A 20,238-nucleotide genomic window follows, 5' to 3' on the forward strand; every position below is an offset into this window, starting at 1 on the left:
GGATTACGACACTGCTTTCCTAATCGTTTTATTTCGGTATTAAGGTAGTTATACCTGTTTTTATTCTGATAACCCTACAAGCATTGTTTATTTCAAATCAGAGTAAAAACAAGGTCGCGCTAATAAAGTAGGAAAACAACATGAAATCATCTACTGGTGCACCATCTGTTTTTTATTCCTGTATGACTGAATTATTTTCACTCGCCTCGACGCGATCCTGCGTTTTGGCAAACATCGGAAACCTAAGCGTAAATCCTGTGCACGCCATTGATGACGGGAGCCTGTAATGACAAACTTTTCAGCGACGCCTGTAATTACCGACATGAAAGTCATCCCCGTTGCGGGCTATGACAGCATGTTGCTGAACATCGGTGGCGCACATGGCGCTTACTTCACTCGCAATATCGTGATCTTAACCGATAGCGCCGGGCATACCGGTGTTGGTGAAGCACCCGGTGGTGAAGTTATTTACAACACGCTGGTCGAGGCCATTCCCCGCGTGAAAGGCGAACAAATCGCCCGTATGAACCGCCTGGTTCATGACATTCACGTCGGCAACCAATCTTCTGATTTTGATTCTTTCGGCAAGGGCGCCTGGACGTTTGAGCTGCGTGTGAATGCCGTGGCAGCACTCGAAGCGGCACTGCTCGATCTGCTGGGGCAATTTATGGGTGTCCCCGTTGCTGAACTGCTGGGGCCGGGCAAACAGCGTGATGAAGTCACCGTGCTCGGTTATCTGTTTTATATCGGTGATCGCACGAAGACGGATTTACCTTATTTATCAGGTGAGAAAGTATCCGGTGAGAAAGCATCCGGTGAAAAGGGCAAACACGAGTGGTATCACCTGCGTCACCAGCAGGCGATGGACAGCGAGGCGATTGTGCGTCTGGCTGAGGCCACCACCGACCGCTACGGATTTAAAGACTTCAAACTCAAAGGTGGCGTGTTGCCCGGTGAGCAGGAAATCGATGCCGTGAAGGCGCTGAAAAAACGATTCCCGGATGCCCGTATTACCGTCGATCCAAACGGTGCCTGGCTGCTGGATGAAGCGATTGGTTTGTGCAAAGACATGAAGGGCATTCTGACCTATGCGGAAGACCCATGCGGTGCCGAGCAAGGTTTCTCCGGCCGTGAAGTGATGGCGGAATTCCGCCGGGCCACCGGGCTGCCGGTAGCGACCAATATGATTGCCACCAACTGGCGCGAAATGAACCATGCCGTGATGTTACAGGCGGTCGATATCCCACTGGCCGATCCGCATTTCTGGACGATGCACGGTGCGGTGCGCGTTGCCCAACTGTGCGATGAATGGGGCCTGACGTGGGGCTGCCATTCAAATAACCATTTCGATATCTCCCTGGCGATGTTCACGCACGTAGGGGCGGCTGCACCGGGCAACCCGACGGCAATTGATACGCACTGGATCTGGCAGGAAGGGCAGCATCTGACTAAAGAGCCGCTGCAAATCGTCAACGGCAAAATCAAGGTGCCAGAGCGTCCCGGTCTGGGAATTGAACTGGATATGGAACAGGTCATGAAAGCCCACGAGCTGTACAAAAAATTACCGAGCGGGGCTCGTAATGATGCTGCCGCCATGCAGTACCTGATTCCAGGCTGGAAATTTGATCGTAAACGCCCGGTTTTTGGTCGCTAACCCTACATCGAAAAATCAGAGAGATAAGGATAAGAAAATGACGTTGCAAAATTCAACGCCGGTTATTACCCACATGCAGGTTATCCCGGTTGCAGGTCACGACAGTATGCTGCTCAACTTGAGCGGTGCACATGCACCCTATTTCACTCGCAATATTGTGATTCTGAAAGATAACGCCGGAAATACCGGTGTCGGTGAAATTCCCGGCGGTGAGAAAATCCGTCAGACGCTGGAGGATGCTGCCGCGCTGGTAGTGGGTAAAACACTGGGCGAGTACAAAAACGTGATGACGGCCGTGCGTGCACAGTTTGCCGATCGTGACTCCTCTGGGCGCGGTTTGCAGACATTTGATCTGCGCACCACTATCCATGTCGTTACGGGGATTGAAGCCGCAATGCTCGATCTGCTGGGACAATTCCTCAACGTCAGCGTGGCTTCGCTACTGGGCGATGGTCAACAGCGTGATGCGGTAGAAATGCTGGGTTATCTGTTCTACATCGGCGATCGTAATAAAACCGATCTGCCTTACCAGAATCAGAGGAATGAGAAGTGCGACTGGTATCGTCTGCGCCATGAAGAAGCCCTGTCGCCAGAAACCATTGTGCGTCTGGCTGAAGCCGCGTATGAGAAATATGGTTTCAATGATTTCAAATTGAAAGGCGGTGTACTGGCTGGTAGTGAAGAAGCCGAAGCGGTGACCGCACTGGCGAAACGCTTCCCGCAGGCGCGCATTACGCTAGACCCAAACGGTGCCTGGTCGCTGGATGAAGCCATCGGTCTGGGCAAGCAACTACGTGACGTACTGGCGTATGCAGAAGACCCGTGCGGCGCGGAGCAAGGTTTCTCCGGTCGTGAAGTGATGGCTGAGTTCCGCCGTGCAACCGGTTTGCCTACCGCGACCAATATGATCGCCACCGACTGGCGTCAAATGGGTCACACCATCTCGCTGCAATCGGTCGATATCCCGCTGGCCGATCCGCACTTCTGGACGATGCAAGGCTCGGTACGTGTGGCGCAGATGTGCCATGAATGGGGCTTAACCTGGGGTTCTCACTCCAATAACCACTTTGATATTTCACTGGCCATGTTTACTCAGGTCGCTGCGGCGGCGCCGGGCAAGATTACGGCGATTGATACGCACTGGATCTGGCAGGAAGGTAACCAACGCCTGACGAAAGAACCGTTGCAGATTGTTGGCGGCATGGTGGAAGTGCCGAAGAAACCGGGTCTGGGTGTTGAGCTGGATATGGATCAGGTAATGAAAGCACACGAACTGTATAAAAACATGGGATTAGGCGCACGTAACGACGCAATGGGAATGCAGTACCTTATTCCTGAGTGGACGTTTGATAATAAACGTCCGTGTCTGGTTCGCTAACGTTCTGACTTTTCCGTTTTTTGAGCGCGCCGTTTCAGGTAAACGGCGCTGGAATGACCGAGGATAAAAAATGAAGACTCCGCTGTTACCTAACCGTTTTCGCCAAGATTTGCAGCAGGGGAAAACGCTGATTGGCTGCTGGTGCGCGCTAGGCAACCCAATTTCAACTGAAGTGCTGGGGCTAGCGGGATTCGACTGGCTAGTGCTGGATGGCGAGCACGCGCCTAACGATATCGTGACGTTTATTCCGCAGCTAATGGCGCTGAAAGGTAGCCACAGCGCGCCTGTCGTCCGTCCGCCGTGTAATGAGCCAATCATCATCAAACGGCTGTTGGATATTGGGTTCAATAACTTCCTGATCCCCTTCGTGGAAACGGCAGAAGAAGCAGCGCGTGCGGTTGCTTCAACCCGTTATCCGCCGGCAGGTATTCGCGGCGTTTCCGTGGCGCATCGTAGCAATAGCTATGGCACCGAACCGGACTATTTCGCCAAGATTAACGACAACATTACCGTCGTAGTGCAAATCGAAAGCCAGGACGGCCTCGACAATCTGGATGCGATTATTGCGGTAGACGGTGTAGACGGCGTATTCGTTGGCCCGAGCGATCTGTCTGCGGCGCTGGGCTATCTCGGTCAGCCTAACCATCCTGACGTGCAGAAGGCGATCCGCCACATCTTCGATCGTGCGGCGGCGCATAACAAACCGTGCGGCATTCTGGCACCGGTTGAAGCCGATGCGCGTCGCTATCTGGAGTGGGGTGCAAGCTTCGTCGCGGTAGGCAGCGATCTGGGCGTATTCCGCAGCGCGACACAGGCGCTGAGCGACAAATACAAAAAGTAATTCAGTGATTCCGCTGCGAATCGGATCCGTCATGAGGCGGAGCCATCGTGAATTGAAGTGATATCTACATCAGACAATGAGGTTAGGGCGATGAAAATTGGTTTTATTGGACTGGGCATCATGGGAAAACCGATGAGTAAAAATCTGCTGAAAGCAGGTTATTCATTAGTCGTGATGGACAGAAATCTGGATGCGGTCGCAGAAGTGGTTGCGGCGGGGGCCACGTCAGCTGAAACGCCGAAACAGGTTGCGGAGCAGTGTGACGTTATTATCACCATGCTGCCTAACTCTCCACACGTTAAAGACGTGGTGTTGGGTGAAAACGGCGTCATCGACGGCGCACGTGCTGGAAGCATTGTGGTAGATATGAGTTCAATTGCGCCGCTTGCCAGCCGTGAAATTGCTACCGCACTGGCGACGAAAGAGATTGCCATGCTGGACGCGCCCGTTAGCGGTGGTGAACCGAAAGCGATCGACGGTACGCTGTCCGTGATGGTCGGTGGTGACAAAGCGCAGTTTGAACGCTGCTTTGAAATTCTGAAATCAATGGCCGGTTCTGTTGTACATACTGGTGATATTGGTGCAGGCAACGTCACCAAACTGGCGAACCAGGTGATTGTGGCGCTGAACATTGCCGCTATGTCTGAAGCGCTGGTTCTGGCGACGAAAGCAGGCGTTAATCCCGACTTGGTTTATCAGGCGATTCGCGGCGGGCTGGCGGGTAGCACGGTGCTGGATGCGAAAGCGCCGATGGTCATGGATCGTAACTTTAAGCCGGGCTTCCGCATCGATCTGCATATTAAAGATCTGGCGAATGCGCTGGATACTTCACACGGCGTTGGCGCACAGCTGCCGCTAACGGCGGCGGTGATGGAAATGATGCAGGCGCTGAAAGCGGACGATCTGGGATCGGCTGACCATAGCGCATTAGCGTGTTATTACGAGAAGCTGGCCAAAGTAGAAGTCACGAGATAAGCCGTGAAGCGATAGTCACAAGGTTGGCACACTGTGCCAGCCGACTGGCAGATAATCATTCTGATCTACCTAAGAGACTTCAGGATCTCCGCCCTGAAAACAGGTGGGTATAAGCGCCATTTCATGAGCGCGCGGGTTATTGATGCAATCGGAACGTTGATGAAATCGGATCGTTTATGAAAATAGTGATCGCACCGGATTCTTATAAAGAAAGCCTGTCTGCACAAGAAGTTGCCACGCAGATTGAAAAGGGATTTCGTGAAATATTTCCCGATGCCTGCTATGTCAAATTACCCGTTGCAGATGGTGGGGAAGGAACAGTCGAAGCCATGGTGGCTGCGACTGATGGCAAGATTGTGAATGTTAAGGTGACAGGGCCGTTAGGCGATAATATTGATGCGTTCTTTGGTCTGTCTGGTGATGAAAAAACGGCTTTTATTGAGATGGCGGCGGCAAGCGGTCTGGAACGTGTGCCTTCTCAACGACGTAACCCATTAAAGACCACCAGCTATGGCACGGGCGAGTTGATTCGCTGCGCGTTGGATCACGGCGTTCGGCACTGCATCATCGGGATTGGTGGGAGCGCAACCAATGACGGCGGGTCGGGTATGGTGCAGGCTTTGGGGGTTAAGCTGCTGGATAAGCAGGGCGAACAGATTGGTTTTGGTGGTGGTGAACTCGACAAGCTTGCTCACATTGACATCAGCGAGCTGGATGAGCGTATTAAAGGCTGTCGTTTTGAAGTGGCCTGCGATGTGACCAATCCGTTGACGGGTAAACAGGGCGCATCAGCTATTTTTGGTCCTCAGAAAGGCGCAACGCCTGCGATGATCGAACAGTTGGATAATGCGTTGAAACATTATGCCGCGGTGATCCGTCACGATCTGGACATGGACGTGGAACAGGTTCCTGGAGCCGGAGCCGCAGGCGGAATGGGCGCGGCATTACAGGCTTTTTGCGGCGCAGAGCTTCGTCAAGGTATTGAGATTGTTACGGAAGCACTGGGGTTGGATGAACTGGTTCGAGATGCCACGCTGGTGATTACCGGGGAAGGGCGTATCGACAGCCAGACGATCCATGGAAAAGTGCCGATTGGCGTGGCGCGAGTTGCCAAACAGTATAATAAACCGGTTATCGGTATTGCAGGCAGCCTGACGGCAGATGTTGCCGTGGTGCATGAACATGGCCTGGATGCCGTATTCAGCGTGCTTTACAACATCTGTTCACTCGAAGAAGCGCTGGATAATGCGGCAGAGAATGTGCGAATGACGGCGCGTAATATCGCCGCCACGATCCGACTGGCGCAGTCAGTATCGGGCTGAGTGCCATCGTGATTTAGATTCAATGTTGGTCTTACTACACTTTTTATGCGGGCGTAGACGCGGAGGCTGAGGCGGTTTCGTGCGCCACAATACTGCTATTCCATGCTACTTCGCAGTACGCGCCCGACACGGGGCGGCTCAATCGCCGCTCGCCCCGTGACCCCTAGGCTTTCGGCGTAAATTATGCCGCTGACGCGGTGCCTTCGTCGATATCCGACTTAACGGACCGCTTGCGACACGTTTACTCGCCCCATAAATGGGGCTCGCCCTTCGGGCCAGCACGAGTGCTGTTCAAAAACGTCTTTGACGTTTTTGTCCGACGTGGCGCAAGCTTTCGCCGCGTCCTGCGGCTCATCCGAAGCCCGCTATCTCCTCAGCATAATTTTTTACGCCCGATAACGGCAAAACCCACGATGTTCTCCTGTATTTGTGACGAAGAGACTGCGCTTATGGGAGTCGGGGATTGATATGCCGCTGGGCGGCTTTGTTGACGTTGTCGATCTCGTCCAGTAACTCCAGCCATTCGGGTTCCAGATCGCTGGCGTGAACGCCTTTACGCAACTGTTGTTCCAGATAGCGGCAGATGCGTTTCAGACGCGGGACGCCGCTGTAGCTACAACTGCCGTGCAGTTTGTGGACCAGCTCGATAATGTCGTCATCCGTCTGACCATTCAGCACCTTTTCTATCTTCTGCCGAACTTCCGGTAGGAAATCCAACAGCATTTGTAACAGATCACGCGCCAGTTCCGGCTTGTTAGCCGCCTGCTGCTGTGCCAGCGCCCAGTCGAGCGACAGTTGACTATCGTCGTGCTCGTTCAGCAAACCTGCGATGTTACCTCGATCGCGCTTCAACGGATCTTTGCGCGCGTGGCGAGTCAGCACGCTTTTTAGCATCTGCTCGTCTATCGGTTTAGCCAGATAGTCATCCATACCTGAGCGCAGCAGATGCTCACGTTCACCCGTCATGGTTTGTGCTGTCACCGCGATGATAGGTGTCGTGGCATGATGGGGGATCTGGCGGATCAGCTCGCTGGCGCAAATTCCATCCATACCCGGCATTTGAATATCCATCAGGATAATGTCGATTTGGTGCATTTTTGCCTGTGAAATAGCGTCTGTCCCGCTTTCGCATAGGATAATTGTATCGACCTGTTCCTCCAGCAGTGTACCGATTAGTTTCAGGTTGGCTGGGTTGTCATCCACCGCCATCACGCTGAGCGGCAGACGGGCTGGATGGCGGACGACACTCTGGTGCGATGTGGCGACGTCCGGCAGAAAAGAGAGCTGGAACAGAGTGTTGTCCTGTAGCAACGGCAGCAGGCGAGATGCCGACAGAGGTTTACTCAGGCACGCATGTACCCCAAAGGTTTTCAACTGCTCGGCATCCATTTGCGCCAGGCTGGGCAGCGCCAGAATCACGCAAGGCGCTCGGCGGCAGATATCGCGCAATCTAGGCGTGTAGTCGAGCAGCGTATTGCGATATTGCACGGGAACACCGAGCAGTAGGATATCAAAATCCCCTTCCGGCAATTGCTCAAACGTCGGGCTATAGCTCACTATCAGCGGCGTCTGGCTCAGGATATCCAGCGTGGCCTGTGCAGCGATGGGATGGTACTCGACGTAGGCCAGATGTTTGCCTTGCAGCATTGTATAGGCAGGCTCACTCGGTATGGCGTGAGGATTGAGCGGCAGTGTGATGTGGAACCAGAAGGTCGACCCTTTGTTAAGTTGGCTCTGGAAACTGATATCTCCACCCATTTCCTTGACCAGACGCTGGGTGATGACCAGTCCAAGTCCCGTGCCACCATGTCGGCGTGAGATACTGGTGTCGGCCTGACGGAAAGCCTGAAACAGCTGTGACTGTTGCAATTCGGCAATGCCGATGCCTGTGTCACGTATCTGCACCTCTAGCTGAACCTGATGATGTTCCTGCCGGCGCTTCTCCACGCGAATATCGATATTGCCCTGTTCAGTGAACTTAATCGCGTTGCCCAGCAGGTTGGTGATGATTTGCTGTATCCGCAGCGGATCGCCGACAAACTGTTCGGGAACATCATTCTGAATACTGAGCGTCAGCTCCAACCCTTTTTCATGTGCCGTATGTGCCAGCAACATCACGACATCATCCAGCGCGTTGTGCAGGGAAAACGGAATATCTTCCAGTACTAGCTTTCCAGCCTCCAGCTTCGAGAAATCCAGCACATCATTAATAATATTCAGCAGGTTATTGGCAGAGCGTTCGATGGTGAGCAGATAGTCGGTTTGCGTCGTGTTTAGCGGGGTCTTCAAGGTTTGACGGGTGAAACCGATCACGCCATTCAGCGGTGTTCTCAGTTCATGTGACATATTTGCCAGAAACTCAGACTTAATCCGCGCGGCTTCCTGCGCCCGTTTTTTAGCCAGATCCAGTTCGACGTTTTGGATCTCCATTTGCTCCAGCGTTTCCCGCAGATCGTAGGTCGCCTGATCGATATTTTGCTGCATTTCTTCGTGGTAGGCCGTCAGCGACATCGCCATCGAGTTAATGCCGTTTTTCAACATATCCAGCTCACCGAGCATGTAACCTTCCACCCGGCTATCCAACTGCCCGCGGCGAATGCGATCAACGGTATCAACCATGTTACGGATCGGAGTCGTGACGTCTCGCATCAGGCGATAGGCAAAGAGGACAGCGGCACCCAAAGATAACAGCAGCAAGAGCGTGGCGATAAAGATTTCCTGATATTGCTGAAGCCGAATGGCGCTGGTATCCAGCTCGATCACCAGATAACCGAGAGGCGTCACCGTACCGGGTAGTATGGGTGTCCCTCCTGTCGGCATAAATTCGCTGTCATTGGCGATTGGCATGTGCAGAATCAGTGAATCATTCTTGTAGTGCAGGTGTAGCTTATTGTACGAAAGTGCATCGCTGCTGAGCGGCTGTAATGTCACGTTGTTGCGTACATTGGTCGTAGCCAATAGCTGATTGCGTGCATCGAACACGCTAATGGTGCGAATAATCGCGGAGTGGCGGCGATGAAGCGTGTTGATTAATGCAGGTATCGTGTCCATCTGGCGATGGGTAATGGCGTAAGCGCTGATGGTCGCCAGCGGTTCAATGATACTGGTGCCAGAATCGGCCAACTGCGCCTGCAACTGATTGTAACGATGGATGACGAAGAACGAGCTGAGCAGCAGCCCGATCATGAGCGTCGGTGCCAAAATCAGTATCAACATCCGTGCACGAAGACTGTATTTGGTCATGAGGTTCCAATGTGGGAGAATTAGAGGATGCTAGGCACCCTATTATTTAATTTAGTTATACCTTAAATAATTCGAGTTGCAGGAAGGCTGCGACACAGTGAATCCCCAGGAGCTTACTCAGGTAAGTGACTGGGGTGAGCGAGGAAAGCCAACGCACATGCAGCTTGAAGTATGACAGGTATTTGGGGACAGCCGTTCAACTTAAGAGATCAATCGATAGTACATTATGGCGCAATTCTACTCTCCAAACCGGCGTGTGACGACCCGGAAAGCGGTTCCAGCGAAAAACCTCACTGTTACGGTCACGTCACTTGACCCGTTTGGTCAAGGTGTAGCGCGTCACGAAGGAAAGACGGTTTTTGTCACAGGTGTGCTGCCGGGAGAGCAGGCCGAGGTTCAACTGACGGAAGAGAAGCGTCAGTTTTCACATGCAAAACTCAAACGCCTGCTGACGCCTAGCCCGCAGCGTGTTGAGCCACGGTGCCCTCATTTTACCCGCTGCGGCGGCTGTCAGCAGCAGCATGCAGAAATTACGCTGCAACAGAGCAGCAAAACGGCGGCATTGATGCGCATGATGACGCGGGAAACGGGCGTTGAGCTGCCAGCCGCATCGCTTATTGCTGGCACACCTTATGCCTATCGGAGGCGTGCGCGGCTTGCGTTATACTTTCAGGCAAAAGAACAGCGGTTGTTGATGGGCTATCGACAGTCAAATTCTCACGATCTGGTGGATATCAAAGCCTGTCCGGTATTGCGCCCCGAGCTTGAAGCGCTGCTGCAACCGCTGCGCGATTGTTTAAGCCAGTTAAGCGCGGTGAAGCGTCTTGGGCATGTGGAGCTGGTGCAGGCGGAGAATGGTCCGCTGCTGGTGCTGCGGCATCTCGATCCGCTGCATCCAGCAGATGAGCAAGCGTTGCGTGATTTTGCCCAGCGGCAGGGCGTCTCGGTTTATCTGGCGCCAGATGCTGACTCATTGACGTGTTTGCACGGTGAAGAACCGGTTTATCACGTTGCTGGGCTGACGCTGGCATTTAGCCCGCGTGATTTTATTCAGGTCAATGACGCGGTGAATCAGCAGATGGTCGCGCAGGCGTTAGCGTGGTTGGATGTGCAACCACAGGATAGAATATTGGATCTGTTTTGCGGTATGGGCAATTTTACGCTGCCGCTGGCACAGCGTGCCGCCAGTGTTGTCGGTGTAGAAGGGGTGACCGCGCTGGTCGAGAAAGGGCGCGAGAATGCCCGACGCAATGCCCTGTCCAACGTCACATTTTTTCACCAAAATCTTGAGGACGACGTCACACAGCAGCCGTGGGCGGCTCAGGGTTTTGATAAGATATTACTTGATCCGGCACGTGCGGGCGCGGCAGGCGTGATGGAGCAGATAACCAGACTGGCACCGAAACGGGTGGTGTATGTTTCCTGTAACGCCACGACGCTAGCACGCGACAGCAAAGTCTTACTCTCAGCCGGTTACCGACTGGCTAATGTCGCGATGTTGGATATGTTTCCACATACCGGACACCTTGAATCGATGGCACTGTTTTTGCACGACACCGGCACGCGAAAGGCGTAATAAGCCGCAGAGTCGCGTCGTTTGCAAGGTGAAAGGTAACGTAGGGAGAAATTATGGTTGCGGTAAGAAGTGCGCATTTGAATACGGCAGGTGAATTTGTCCCTGACGCGTGGATTGCTTCACTGGGCATTGCCAGTCAGCAATCGTGTGAACGTTTAGCCGAAACCTGGCGTTACTGTGAGCAGCAAACGCAAGATCAGCCCGATGCGCCGCTACTGCTGTGGCGTGGCATCGAAATGGTGGAAATCCTGTCCACGCTCAGCATGGACAATGACAGCATGCGTGCGGCGCTGCTCTTTCCGCTGGCGGATGCGAACGTGGTCGATGAACCGACGCTGGAAGCGGCGTTTGGGAAAAACATCGTTGATTTGGTGCATGGCGTGCGCGATATGGATGCAATCCGCCAGCTCAAAGCGACGCAGAATGATTCGGGCGCGTCTGAGCAGGTAGATAACATCCGCCGCATGCTGCTGGCGATGGTGGAAGATTTCCGCTGCGTAGTCATCAAGCTTGCCGAGCGGATCGCGCACCTGCGTGAAGTGAAGGATGCCCCTGAAGAAGAACGGGTATTGGCGGCCAAAGAGTGTACCAATATCTACGCACCGTTGGCGAACCGCTTGGGTATCGGTCAGTTGAAGTGGGAGTTGGAGGATTTCTGCTTCCGCTACCTGCATCCTGATGAATATAAAAAAATCGCCAAGCTGCTGCACGAGCGTCGTATCGATCGTGCGCAGTACATTGATGATTTTGTTAAAACGCTACGCGATGCGATGAAAGAAGAGGGCGTTCAGGCAGAGATCTATGGCCGTCCCAAGCATATCTACAGCATCTGGCGCAAGATGCAGAAGAAAGCGCTGTCGTTTGATGAACTGTTCGATGTGCGTGCAGTACGCATCGTCGTTGAGCGTTTGCAGGACTGCTACGGGGCGCTAGGGATCGTGCACACGCACTATCGCCATCTACCGGACGAGTTTGACGATTACGTTGCTAACCCCAAACCGAACGGCTATCAATCCATCCATACCGTGGTGTTAGGGCCGGGTGGAAAGACGCTCGAAATTCAGATTCGTACGCGTCAAATGCATGAAGATGCAGAGCTGGGCGTTGCGGCACACTGGAAATATAAAGAAGGCACCTCCGTAGGCGGGCGCTCCGGTTACGAAGGGCGTATTGCCTGGCTGCGTAAACTGCTGGCTTGGCAGGAAGAAGTGGCTGATTCCAATGACGTGCTGGACGAAGTTCGCAGCCAGGTATTTGACGATCGCGTTTATGTCTTTACGCCGAAAGGCGACGTGGTGGACCTTCCTGCGGGTTCCACGCCGTTGGATTTTGCTTATCACATCCACAGCGATATCGGACACCGCTGCATCGGGGCGAAAATCGGCGGACGTATTGTGCCGTTTACCTACCAGTTGCAAATGGGCGATCAGATTGAAGTTATCACCCAGAAGCAGCCGAATCCAAGCCGCGACTGGCTGAATCCAAATCTGGGTTACATCACAACCAGCCGTGGGCGTTCCAAGATCCAGAACTGGTTCCGTAAGCAAGATCGCGACAAGAACATTCTGGCGGGTCGACAGATTCTGGATGACGAACTGGCGCATCTGGGAGTCAGCCTGAAAGCGGCGGAAAAACTGCTGTTGCCGCGTTACAACGTGAATTCGTTGGATGAATTACTGGCTGCCATTGGCGGCGGTGATGTTCGTCTAAACCAGATGGTGAATTTCCTGCAATCGCAGTTAAAACAGCCGAGTGCGGAAGAACTGGATCGCGAAGCGCTACGCCAACTGACGCAAAAAACGCATCAGCCGCCAGCGCGCAGCAATAATAAAGACAACGGCCGCGTGGTGGTTGAAGGCGTTGGCAATCTGATGCATCACATTGCCCGCTGCTGCCAGCCGATTCCGGGTGATGAGATCACCGGGTTTATTACACGCGGACGGGGGATCTCGATTCACCGCGCTGACTGTGAACAACTGGACGAACTGCGTGCAAGTTCGCCGGAGCGCATTGTGGACGCGGTATGGGGTGAAAGCTACTCCAGCGGCTATTCGCTGGTGGTGAGGGTAATCGCCAACGATCGTAGCGGTCTGCTGCGAGATATCACCACGATTCTGGCGAATGAGAAGGTTAATGTACTGGGCGTCGCCAGCCGTAGCGACACCAAGCAGCAACTGGCAACGATTGATATGGATATCGAGATCTACAACCTGCAAGTGCTGAGTCGCATTCTGGCGAAGCTCAACCAACTGCCGGATGTGATTGATGCGCGGCGTCAGCAGGGGGCGTAAATGATGGTTTTGTGTTTTGCCTCAAGCGTAAAAATTACGCTGAGGAAACACAGTCATCCAGGATGAGTGGCATGGATGCCACGAAAGTCGCTGCCGCGTAGGACAGAAACGTCATAGACGTTTTTGAACAGCACTTGTGCTGGCCCGAAGGGAGAGCCCCATTTATGGGGCGAGTAAACGCGTCAGCGACGGTCCGCCAGATGACTGTATTTCCGAAGGCACCGCGAAGCGGCGTAATTCCCGCGTAAAAGACTGGGGTCACGGGGCGGCGTCGATTGGACGCCCCGTGTCGGGCGCGACGCAGTTGCGGAAATGATCGTTGGAATATATCGCGCACGAAACCTCTCCAGCTTGTCTGCAATCTTCGTAAAAATAATTTTTGATTTTCAGGAATATTATGACTGTATCTTTGACGAATTTATCCTCCGTCGAGCGCCTGCTCGCCATCATGAAAACCCTCCGCGATCCCGAAAATGGCTGTCCGTGGGACAAAAAGCAGACCTTTGACACCATCGCACCCTATACGCTGGAAGAAACGTACGAAGTATTGGATGCCATCAGCCGTCAGGATTTTGATGATTTGCGCGGTGAGTTAGGAGATTTGCTGTTTCAGGTGGTGTTTTATGCACAAATGGCGCAGGAAAAAGGATTGTTCGATTTCTCCGACGTGTGTAACGCCATCAGTGACAAGCTGGAACGTCGCCATCCACATATTTTCGGTGAACTGACGCTGACGGACAGTGAAGCCGTGCTGGCAAACTGGGAACAGACAAAAGCGCAGGAACGTGCGGAAAAAGATCGTCACTCGCCGTTAGATGATATTCCTGATGCGCTGCCTGCCTTGATGAAAGCGCAAAAGATTCAGCAGCGTTGTTCGTCTGTTGGCTTCGATTGGGACAGCCTGGGCCCGGTGCTCGACAAAGTGTATGAAGAGATCGATGAGGTGATGTTTGAGGCACGGCAAGCCGTTGTCGATGAAGAAAAATTAGGTGAAGAGATTGGTGATTTATTGTTCGCCACAGTCAATCTCTCTCGTCATCTGGGACACAAGGCCGAGAATGCATTACAGGCTGCCAATCGCAAGTTCACTCGTCGTTTTCGTGAGGTAGAACAAATTGTTACGGCATCGGGAAAAACGTTGGAACAGGCGACATTGGACGAAATGGAAGCCGCATGGCAGCAGGTGAAAAAACAGGAAATAAGCCACTAAATCGTTTTTAATCGTAGGCTGTTTTTTTATCTATTTTAGTGATTTTATTTTATTGTTTTTAAAGATAATTGTAGGTGTTGGTGAGGGTGGTTTTATCTCGTCTTCGCCTGTGTTGGAATCGCCACATTGTGTAAAACGAACATTTGTGGCGCTCATCAGGTTCAGGTATACTACTTTCCCGTCTTGGTACCTCCATCGTCTTTAAACCTAAACTCTCAGGTTCAGCATGACAACTAATTATATTTTTGTGACCGGCGGGGTCGTTTCCTCTCTGGGTAAAGGCATTGCCGCAGCCTCTCTGGCGGCTATTCTTGAAGCCCGTGGCCTCAACGTTACCATCATGAAACTGGACCCGTATATCAACGTGGATCCGGGCACGATGAGCCCGACGCAGCACGGTGAAGTGTTTGTCACCGAAGACGGCGCCGAAACCGATCTGGACTTGGGTCACTACGAGCGTTTCATCCGCACCAAAATGTCGCGCCGCAACAACTTCACCACTGGCCGTATCTACTCTGATGTCCTGCGCAAAGAGCGTCGTGGTGACTATCTGGGCGCGACCATTCAGGTGATCCCACATATCACCAACGCGATTAAAGAGCGCATCATTGAAGGTGGCGAAGGCCACGATGTCGTTCTGGTCGAAATCGGCGGTACCGTCGGTGATATCGAATCTTTGCCGTTCCTTGAAGCGATTCGGCAGATGGCGGTGCAAGTGGGCCGCGAGCACACGCTGTTTATGCACCTGACGCTGGTGCCGTATCTGGCGGCAGCGGGCGAAGTGAAAACCAAGCCAACACAGCACTCCGTTAAAGAACTGCTTTCCATCGGTATTCAGCCGGATGTGCTGATTTGCCGTTCCGATCGCACCGTGCCTGCTAACGAGCGTGCTAAAATTGCTTTATTCTGTAATGTGCCGGAAAAAGCAGTAATATCCCTTAAAGATATTGATTCGATTTATAAAATCCCGGCGCTATTGAAATCACAGGGGCTGGACGATTATATTTGTAAACGATTCAGCTTGAACTGTCCCGAAGCAAACCTGTCAGAATGGGAACAGGTTGTGTATGAAGAAGCGAATCCGGGCGGTGAAGTCACTATCGGTATGGTCGGCAAATATGTTGCGCTGCCGGATGCCTACAAATCCGTTATTGAAGCCCTGAAGCACGGTGGGTTGAAGAACCGTCTGACGGTAAATATCAAGCTGATCGACTCACAGGATGTTGAAACCCGTGGTGTCGAAGTATTGAAAGATTTAGACGCTATCCTGATTCCGGGCGGTTTTGGTTATCGTGGCGTCGAAGGGAAAATCATGGCGGCGAATTACGCCCGTGAGAACAAAATCCCTTATCTGGGCATTTGCCTGGGGATGCAGGTCGCATTAATGGAATTTGCCCGTAACGTTGTAGGGATGGAAGGGGCAAACTCAACGGAGTTTGTGCCAGACTGTAAGTACCCTGTCGTTGCGTTGATCACGGAATGGCGTGATGAGAACGGCAATGTTGAAGTCCGTGATGAAGCCAGCGATCTGGGCGGTACCATGCGCGTTGGCGGGCAGCAATGCCATCTGACCGAAGGCAGTCTGGTGCGTCAGATGTACGGTGAGCAGACGATTATTGAGCGTCACCGTCATCGTTATGAAGTTAACAACATGCTGTTGAAACAGATTGAAGCGGCGGGATTACGGGTTGCTGGTCTTTCCGCCGACCGCAAACTGGTGGAGATTGTCGAGTTACCCGATCATCCCTGGTACGTTGCCTGTCAGTTCCACCCGGAATTCACATCAACGCCGCGAGATGGACACCCCCTGTTTGCCGGCTTTGTCAAAGCCGCTGGCGCGTATCAGAAGCGTCAGGTGAAGTAAGAGTTATACCAGCAACGCGCGATCGCTATCGCGCGTTGCTCGTCTAGGGTTTTAGTTCTATCTAAAGTTTTAGTTTAACTTGTACTGAGGAAAATCTAATGTCCAAAATTGTTAAAGTCATCGGCCGTGAAATCATCGACTCACGCGGAAACCCAACTGTTGAAGCTGAAGTTCATCTGGAAGGTGGTTTTGTAGGTCTGGCTGCTGCGCCATCAGGAGCTTCTACTGGCTCTCGCGAAGCACTGGAACTGCGTGACGGTGACAAATCCCGTTTTCTGGGCAAAGGCGTAACGAAAGCCGTTGCTGCTGTTAACGGCCCGATTGCTCAGGCTGTACTGGGTAAAGACGCGAAAGATCAGGCGAACATCGACAAGATCATGATCGACCTGGACGGTACTGAAAACAAATCTAAGTTCGGCGCTAACGCCATTCTGGCCGTGTCTCTGGCTGCCGCTAAAGCAGCAGCTGCGTCAAAAGGCCTGCCACTGTATGCTCACATCGCTGAACTGAACGGCACCCCAGGCAAATACTCCATGCCACTGCCAATGATGAACATCATCAACGGCGGCGAGCACGCGGATAACAACGTTGATATCCAAGAGTTCATGATTCAGCCTGTTGGCGCGAAAACTCTGAAAGAAGCCATTCGTATGGGTTCTGAAGTGTTCCACACCCTGGCTAAAGTTCTGAAATCCAAAGGTATGGGTACTGCTGTTGGTGACGAAGGTGGCTATGCGCCAAACCTGGGTTCCAACGCCGAAGCGCTGGCTGTTATCGCAGAAGCGGTAAAAGCAGCAGGCTACGAGCTGGGCAAAGACATCACTCTGGCGATGGACTGCGCAGCGTCTGAATTCTACAAAGACGGTAAATACGTTCTGGCTGGCGAAGGCAACAAAGCGTTCACCTCTGAAGAATTCACTCACTTCCTGGAAGATCTGACCAAACAGTACCCGATCGTGTCTATCGAAGACGGTCTGGACGAATCTGATTGGGCTGGCTTCGCTTACCAGACTAAAGTTCTGGGCGACAAAATCCAGCTGGTTGGTGACGATCTGTTCGTAACCAACACCAAGATCCTGAAAGAAGGTATCGATAAAGGTATCGCTAACTCTATCCTGATCAAATTCAACCAGATCGGTTCTCTGACCGAAACGCTGGCTGCAATTAAAATGGCGAAAGATGCTGGCTACACGGCTGTTATCTCTCACCGTTCAGGCGAAACTGAAGATGCTACTATCGCTGACCTGGCTGTCGGTACCGCAGCAGGCCAGATCAAAACCGGTTCTATGAGCCGTTCTGACCGTGTTGCTAAATACAACCAGCTGATTCGTATTGAAGAAGCGTTGGGTGATGCTGCACCGTTCAACGGTCTGAAAGAAGTTAAAGGCCAATAATTGCGTCTCCGGCGTAATCAGGTGGCTGAGAAAGCGGCCTGATAGCGCGTCAACGTGATTAGCTATAAAAATCCAGAAGCGTGAAAGCGTTTCTGGATTTTTTTATGGCGGACATCCCTGTCCGCCACCCTTCGGGCCGTTGCTGTGCAACGTTGAAAAACGTTCCCGACGTTTTTTTATGGCGGAATCCTTGTCCATCACCCTTCGGGCCGTTGCTGCGCAACGTTGAAAAACGTTCCCGACGTTTTTTTATGGCGGAATCCTTGTCCGCCACCCTTTGGGCCATTGCTGCGCAACGTTGAAAATGTGTTATTGATTAAGCCAGCTGTTTGAGGATCGCTTTGGCGACGACTTCCGAGCTTGCTGGATTCTGACCGGTGATCAGCTTGCCGTCTTCAACAAGGTACGGTGCCCAGTCTGGACCTTTTTCATACAGGCCACCCAGTTTCTTGAATTCATCTTCAATCAGGAAAGGCACCACGTCTGTCAATTGAACCGCTGCTTCTTCACCGTTGGTGAAGCCTGTTACTTTGCGGCCTTTGATCAAGGCATCGCCATTTTCTGCTTTCACGTGAATCAGTACGCCAGGTGCGTGGCAGACAAAACCGGTTGGTTTGTTGGCGCGTACAAAGGCTTCGATGAGGGCGATAGAGACGGGTGATTCCGCCAAATCCCAGAGCGGGCCGTGGCCGCCGGGATAGAAGACTGCGTCGAAATCCTGTTCGATGACGGTATCCAGTTTTACCGTATTAGCCAGTTCCTGCTGCGCAGCAGGGTCAGCTTTAAAGCGATGTGTCAGTTCGGTTTGAAAATCAGCCAGATCGCTTTTCGGGTCGAGAGGCGGCTGGCCGCCAGCAGGGGAGGCGAGAACGATCTCGGCACCCGCATCTTTAAACGTGTAATAAGGGGCGGCAAACTCTTCCAGCCAAAAACCGGTTTTATTGCCCGTGTTGCCCAGTTTGTCGTGAGAAGTTAGGACCATTAAAATTTTCATCATTTTTCTCTCTATGGTTGCAGGATGATCGGGTGAATAGAGGCCAGTTAGCCTTTGAGGACAGCGACAAGCGCGTCTTGTTTCTCATGGTAAGGCGCACGCAGCGTCAGGTTAGACGCGCCATCTTCACTTTGTATGACGATCGGTTTGGCGTGGCTGAAACGGCGGAATCCGTGGATACCGTGATATGCGCCAATGCCAGATGCGCCGACGCCGCCAAACGGAAGTGTGTCGATAGACACATGCGTCATCACATCGTTGATGACCAGCGCACCTGACGTTGTTCTGTCGGCGAAGCGTTGCTGCATGGTTTTATTATTGCTGAACAAATACGCCGCCAGTGGGCGTGGATGCGCATTGATGTAGTTAATCGCTTCCTCTGCCGCTTGATAGGTTTTGACGGGCAGCAGCGGGCCGAAAATTTCTTCCTGCATGATCGTCATATCATCACGTACGCCGAACACGAGGTGTGGGGCAATTTTGCGGCTTTTGGCATCGTAGGGTACTTCGCCTGCGGGTGCCAGGCTGACGACGGTCGCACCTTGTTGCTCAGCCTCTTTCAGGAGTTGAATCAGGCGATCGTAATGCCTATCAGCAATGATAGACGTGTAATCCGGGTTCGCCTGTAGTGTCGGAAAGCTTTTCTGCATAAAGGCGTTGGCGGCATCGCGGAAGGCCTGCTCTTGGCCTTCTGGCAGCAGTACATAGTCCGGCGACAGACAGATTTGCCCCGCATTGAAGGTTTTTACCGTCATCGTGCGTTCAGCGGCTTCTGCGATATTTGCACTGCTATCAATGACGACGGGCGATTTGCCACCCAGTTCCAACGTGACTGGCACCAAATTCTCCGCCGCCGCGCGCATCACATGTTTCCCCACCGCGGTGCTGCCAGTGAAGACCAGATGATCGAACGGCAGCTCGCTAAATGCCTGACCAATTTCCGCATCGCCCAGCACCACGGCCAATTCCAGCGGATCAAAATAGTGGGCAATCAATTCCGCCAGCAGTTCAGACGTGTGCGGTGTGAGCTCTGACGGTTTCAGGATCGCGGTATTACCGGCGGCAAAAATATCAGCCAGCGGGCCAAATGACAGGTTCACCGGGAAGTTCCACGGGCTAATCACGCCGATAACCCCCAGAGGCTGATGCCGAATCCACGCCTGCATACCGGGAGCGGGTTCATCAACCGGCTCTGGCTGCATCCAACGCTCAACGTTGTCGATGGCGTTCTGTAGCATCTTTAGCGTGGTGCCGACATCTGCCGCGAACGAGTGGTACAGGCTGCGATGGCCGAAATCTTCACTCATGGCCTGTGCAAGCGCGATGTGATTTTCACGAATCAAGTTGATGCTGCGCTGTAAGCGATCTTTACGCAGTGCGGCATTGGCGGGGCCAGATGCAATGTGAGCACGCTTCATCGTATTCAGGATGGCCTGTAAATCCTTTTTGGATTGTTGTGTCGACATGTTTTGTCCTCTTTTATTCATCGAGTAGCA

Annotated in this window: 13 protein-coding genes; 10 read left to right on the forward strand and 3 right to left on the reverse strand. The window is 52.8% G+C overall.

The features are described 5' to 3' along the window. Positions 1–286: 286 nt before the first annotated feature. The 5 genes from CLR69_RS17040 to CLR69_RS17060 all read left to right on the forward strand — a co-directional run bounded on the left by CLR69_RS17040 (position 287) and on the right by CLR69_RS17060 (position 6,170). A complete protein-coding gene (locus tag CLR69_RS17040; protein ID WP_129712095.1) occupies positions 287–1,654 on the forward strand; it encodes an enolase C-terminal domain-like protein in 1,368 nt (455 codons plus the stop codon). A gap of 37 nt (positions 1,655–1,691) precedes the next feature. Continuing rightward, on the forward strand, positions 1,692–3,032 hold the full coding sequence (gene gudD / locus CLR69_RS17045) for a glucarate dehydratase (protein ID WP_129712094.1): 1,341 nt from the start codon (positions 1,692–1,694) through the stop codon (positions 3,030–3,032). A gap of 70 nt (positions 3,033–3,102) precedes the next feature. After that, complete coding sequence (gene garL / locus CLR69_RS17050; protein ID WP_011095077.1) at positions 3,103–3,873, forward strand: 2-dehydro-3-deoxyglucarate aldolase; 771 nt, start codon at positions 3,103–3,105, stop codon at positions 3,871–3,873. A gap of 60 nt (positions 3,874–3,933) precedes the next feature. Continuing rightward, positions 3,934–4,848 carry a 2-hydroxy-3-oxopropionate reductase gene (gene garR / locus CLR69_RS17055; protein ID WP_277950132.1) on the forward strand — a complete coding sequence of 305 codons (915 nt, stop codon included), beginning with the start codon at positions 3,934–3,936 and terminating at the stop codon, positions 4,846–4,848. 176 nt (positions 4,849–5,024) lie between these two features. Then, a complete protein-coding gene (locus tag CLR69_RS17060) occupies positions 5,025–6,170 on the forward strand; it encodes a glycerate kinase (protein ID WP_129706407.1) in 1,146 nt (381 codons plus the stop codon). A gap of 447 nt (positions 6,171–6,617) precedes the next feature. Here CLR69_RS17060 and barA read toward each other — a convergent pair whose 3' ends face one another. Continuing rightward, complete coding sequence (barA, locus tag CLR69_RS17065) at positions 6,618–9,413, reverse strand: two-component sensor histidine kinase BarA (RefSeq protein WP_129706405.1); 2,796 nt, start codon at positions 9,411–9,413, stop codon at positions 6,618–6,620. A 226-nt stretch (positions 9,414–9,639) separates the two neighbouring features. Here barA and rlmD point away from each other — a divergent pair, with 226 nt between their 5' ends. The 5 genes from rlmD to eno all read left to right on the forward strand — a co-directional run bounded on the left by rlmD (position 9,640) and on the right by eno (position 17,748). Then, on the forward strand, positions 9,640–10,989 hold the full coding sequence (gene rlmD / locus CLR69_RS17070; RefSeq protein WP_129712093.1) for a 23S rRNA (uracil(1939)-C(5))-methyltransferase RlmD: 1,350 nt from the start codon (positions 9,640–9,642) through the stop codon (positions 10,987–10,989). 53 nt (positions 10,990–11,042) lie between these two features. After that, entirely contained in the window at positions 11,043–13,280 is a 2,238-nt protein-coding gene (gene relA / locus CLR69_RS17075) for a GTP diphosphokinase (protein WP_129706401.1), read from the forward strand. A 397-nt stretch (positions 13,281–13,677) separates the two neighbouring features. Continuing rightward, entirely contained in the window at positions 13,678–14,490 is an 813-nt protein-coding gene (gene mazG, locus CLR69_RS17085; protein WP_129712092.1) for a nucleoside triphosphate pyrophosphohydrolase, read from the forward strand. Between the two features lie 226 nt (positions 14,491–14,716). After that, a complete protein-coding gene (pyrG, locus tag CLR69_RS17090) occupies positions 14,717–16,354 on the forward strand; it encodes a glutamine hydrolyzing CTP synthase (protein ID WP_129706397.1) in 1,638 nt (545 codons plus the stop codon). A 98-nt stretch (positions 16,355–16,452) separates the two neighbouring features. Beyond that, complete coding sequence (eno, locus tag CLR69_RS17095; RefSeq protein ID WP_102117504.1) at positions 16,453–17,748, forward strand: phosphopyruvate hydratase; 1,296 nt, start codon at positions 16,453–16,455, stop codon at positions 17,746–17,748. A 316-nt stretch (positions 17,749–18,064) separates the two neighbouring features. Here eno and CLR69_RS17100 read toward each other — a convergent pair whose 3' ends face one another. Together CLR69_RS17100 and CLR69_RS17105 are read right to left on the reverse strand one after the other, a co-directional pair. Next, entirely contained in the window at positions 18,065–18,742 is a 678-nt protein-coding gene (locus CLR69_RS17100) for a type 1 glutamine amidotransferase domain-containing protein (RefSeq protein WP_129707176.1), read from the reverse strand. Between the two features lie 47 nt (positions 18,743–18,789). Continuing rightward, positions 18,790–20,208, reverse strand: a complete 1,419-nt coding sequence (locus tag CLR69_RS17105) for a coniferyl aldehyde dehydrogenase (RefSeq protein ID WP_129712091.1) — start codon at positions 20,206–20,208, stop codon at positions 18,790–18,792. Positions 20,209–20,238: the final 30 nt, after the last annotated feature.

The organism is Pectobacterium zantedeschiae (assembly GCF_004137795.1).
GTDB lineage: Bacteria > Pseudomonadota > Gammaproteobacteria > Enterobacterales > Enterobacteriaceae > Pectobacterium > Pectobacterium zantedeschiae.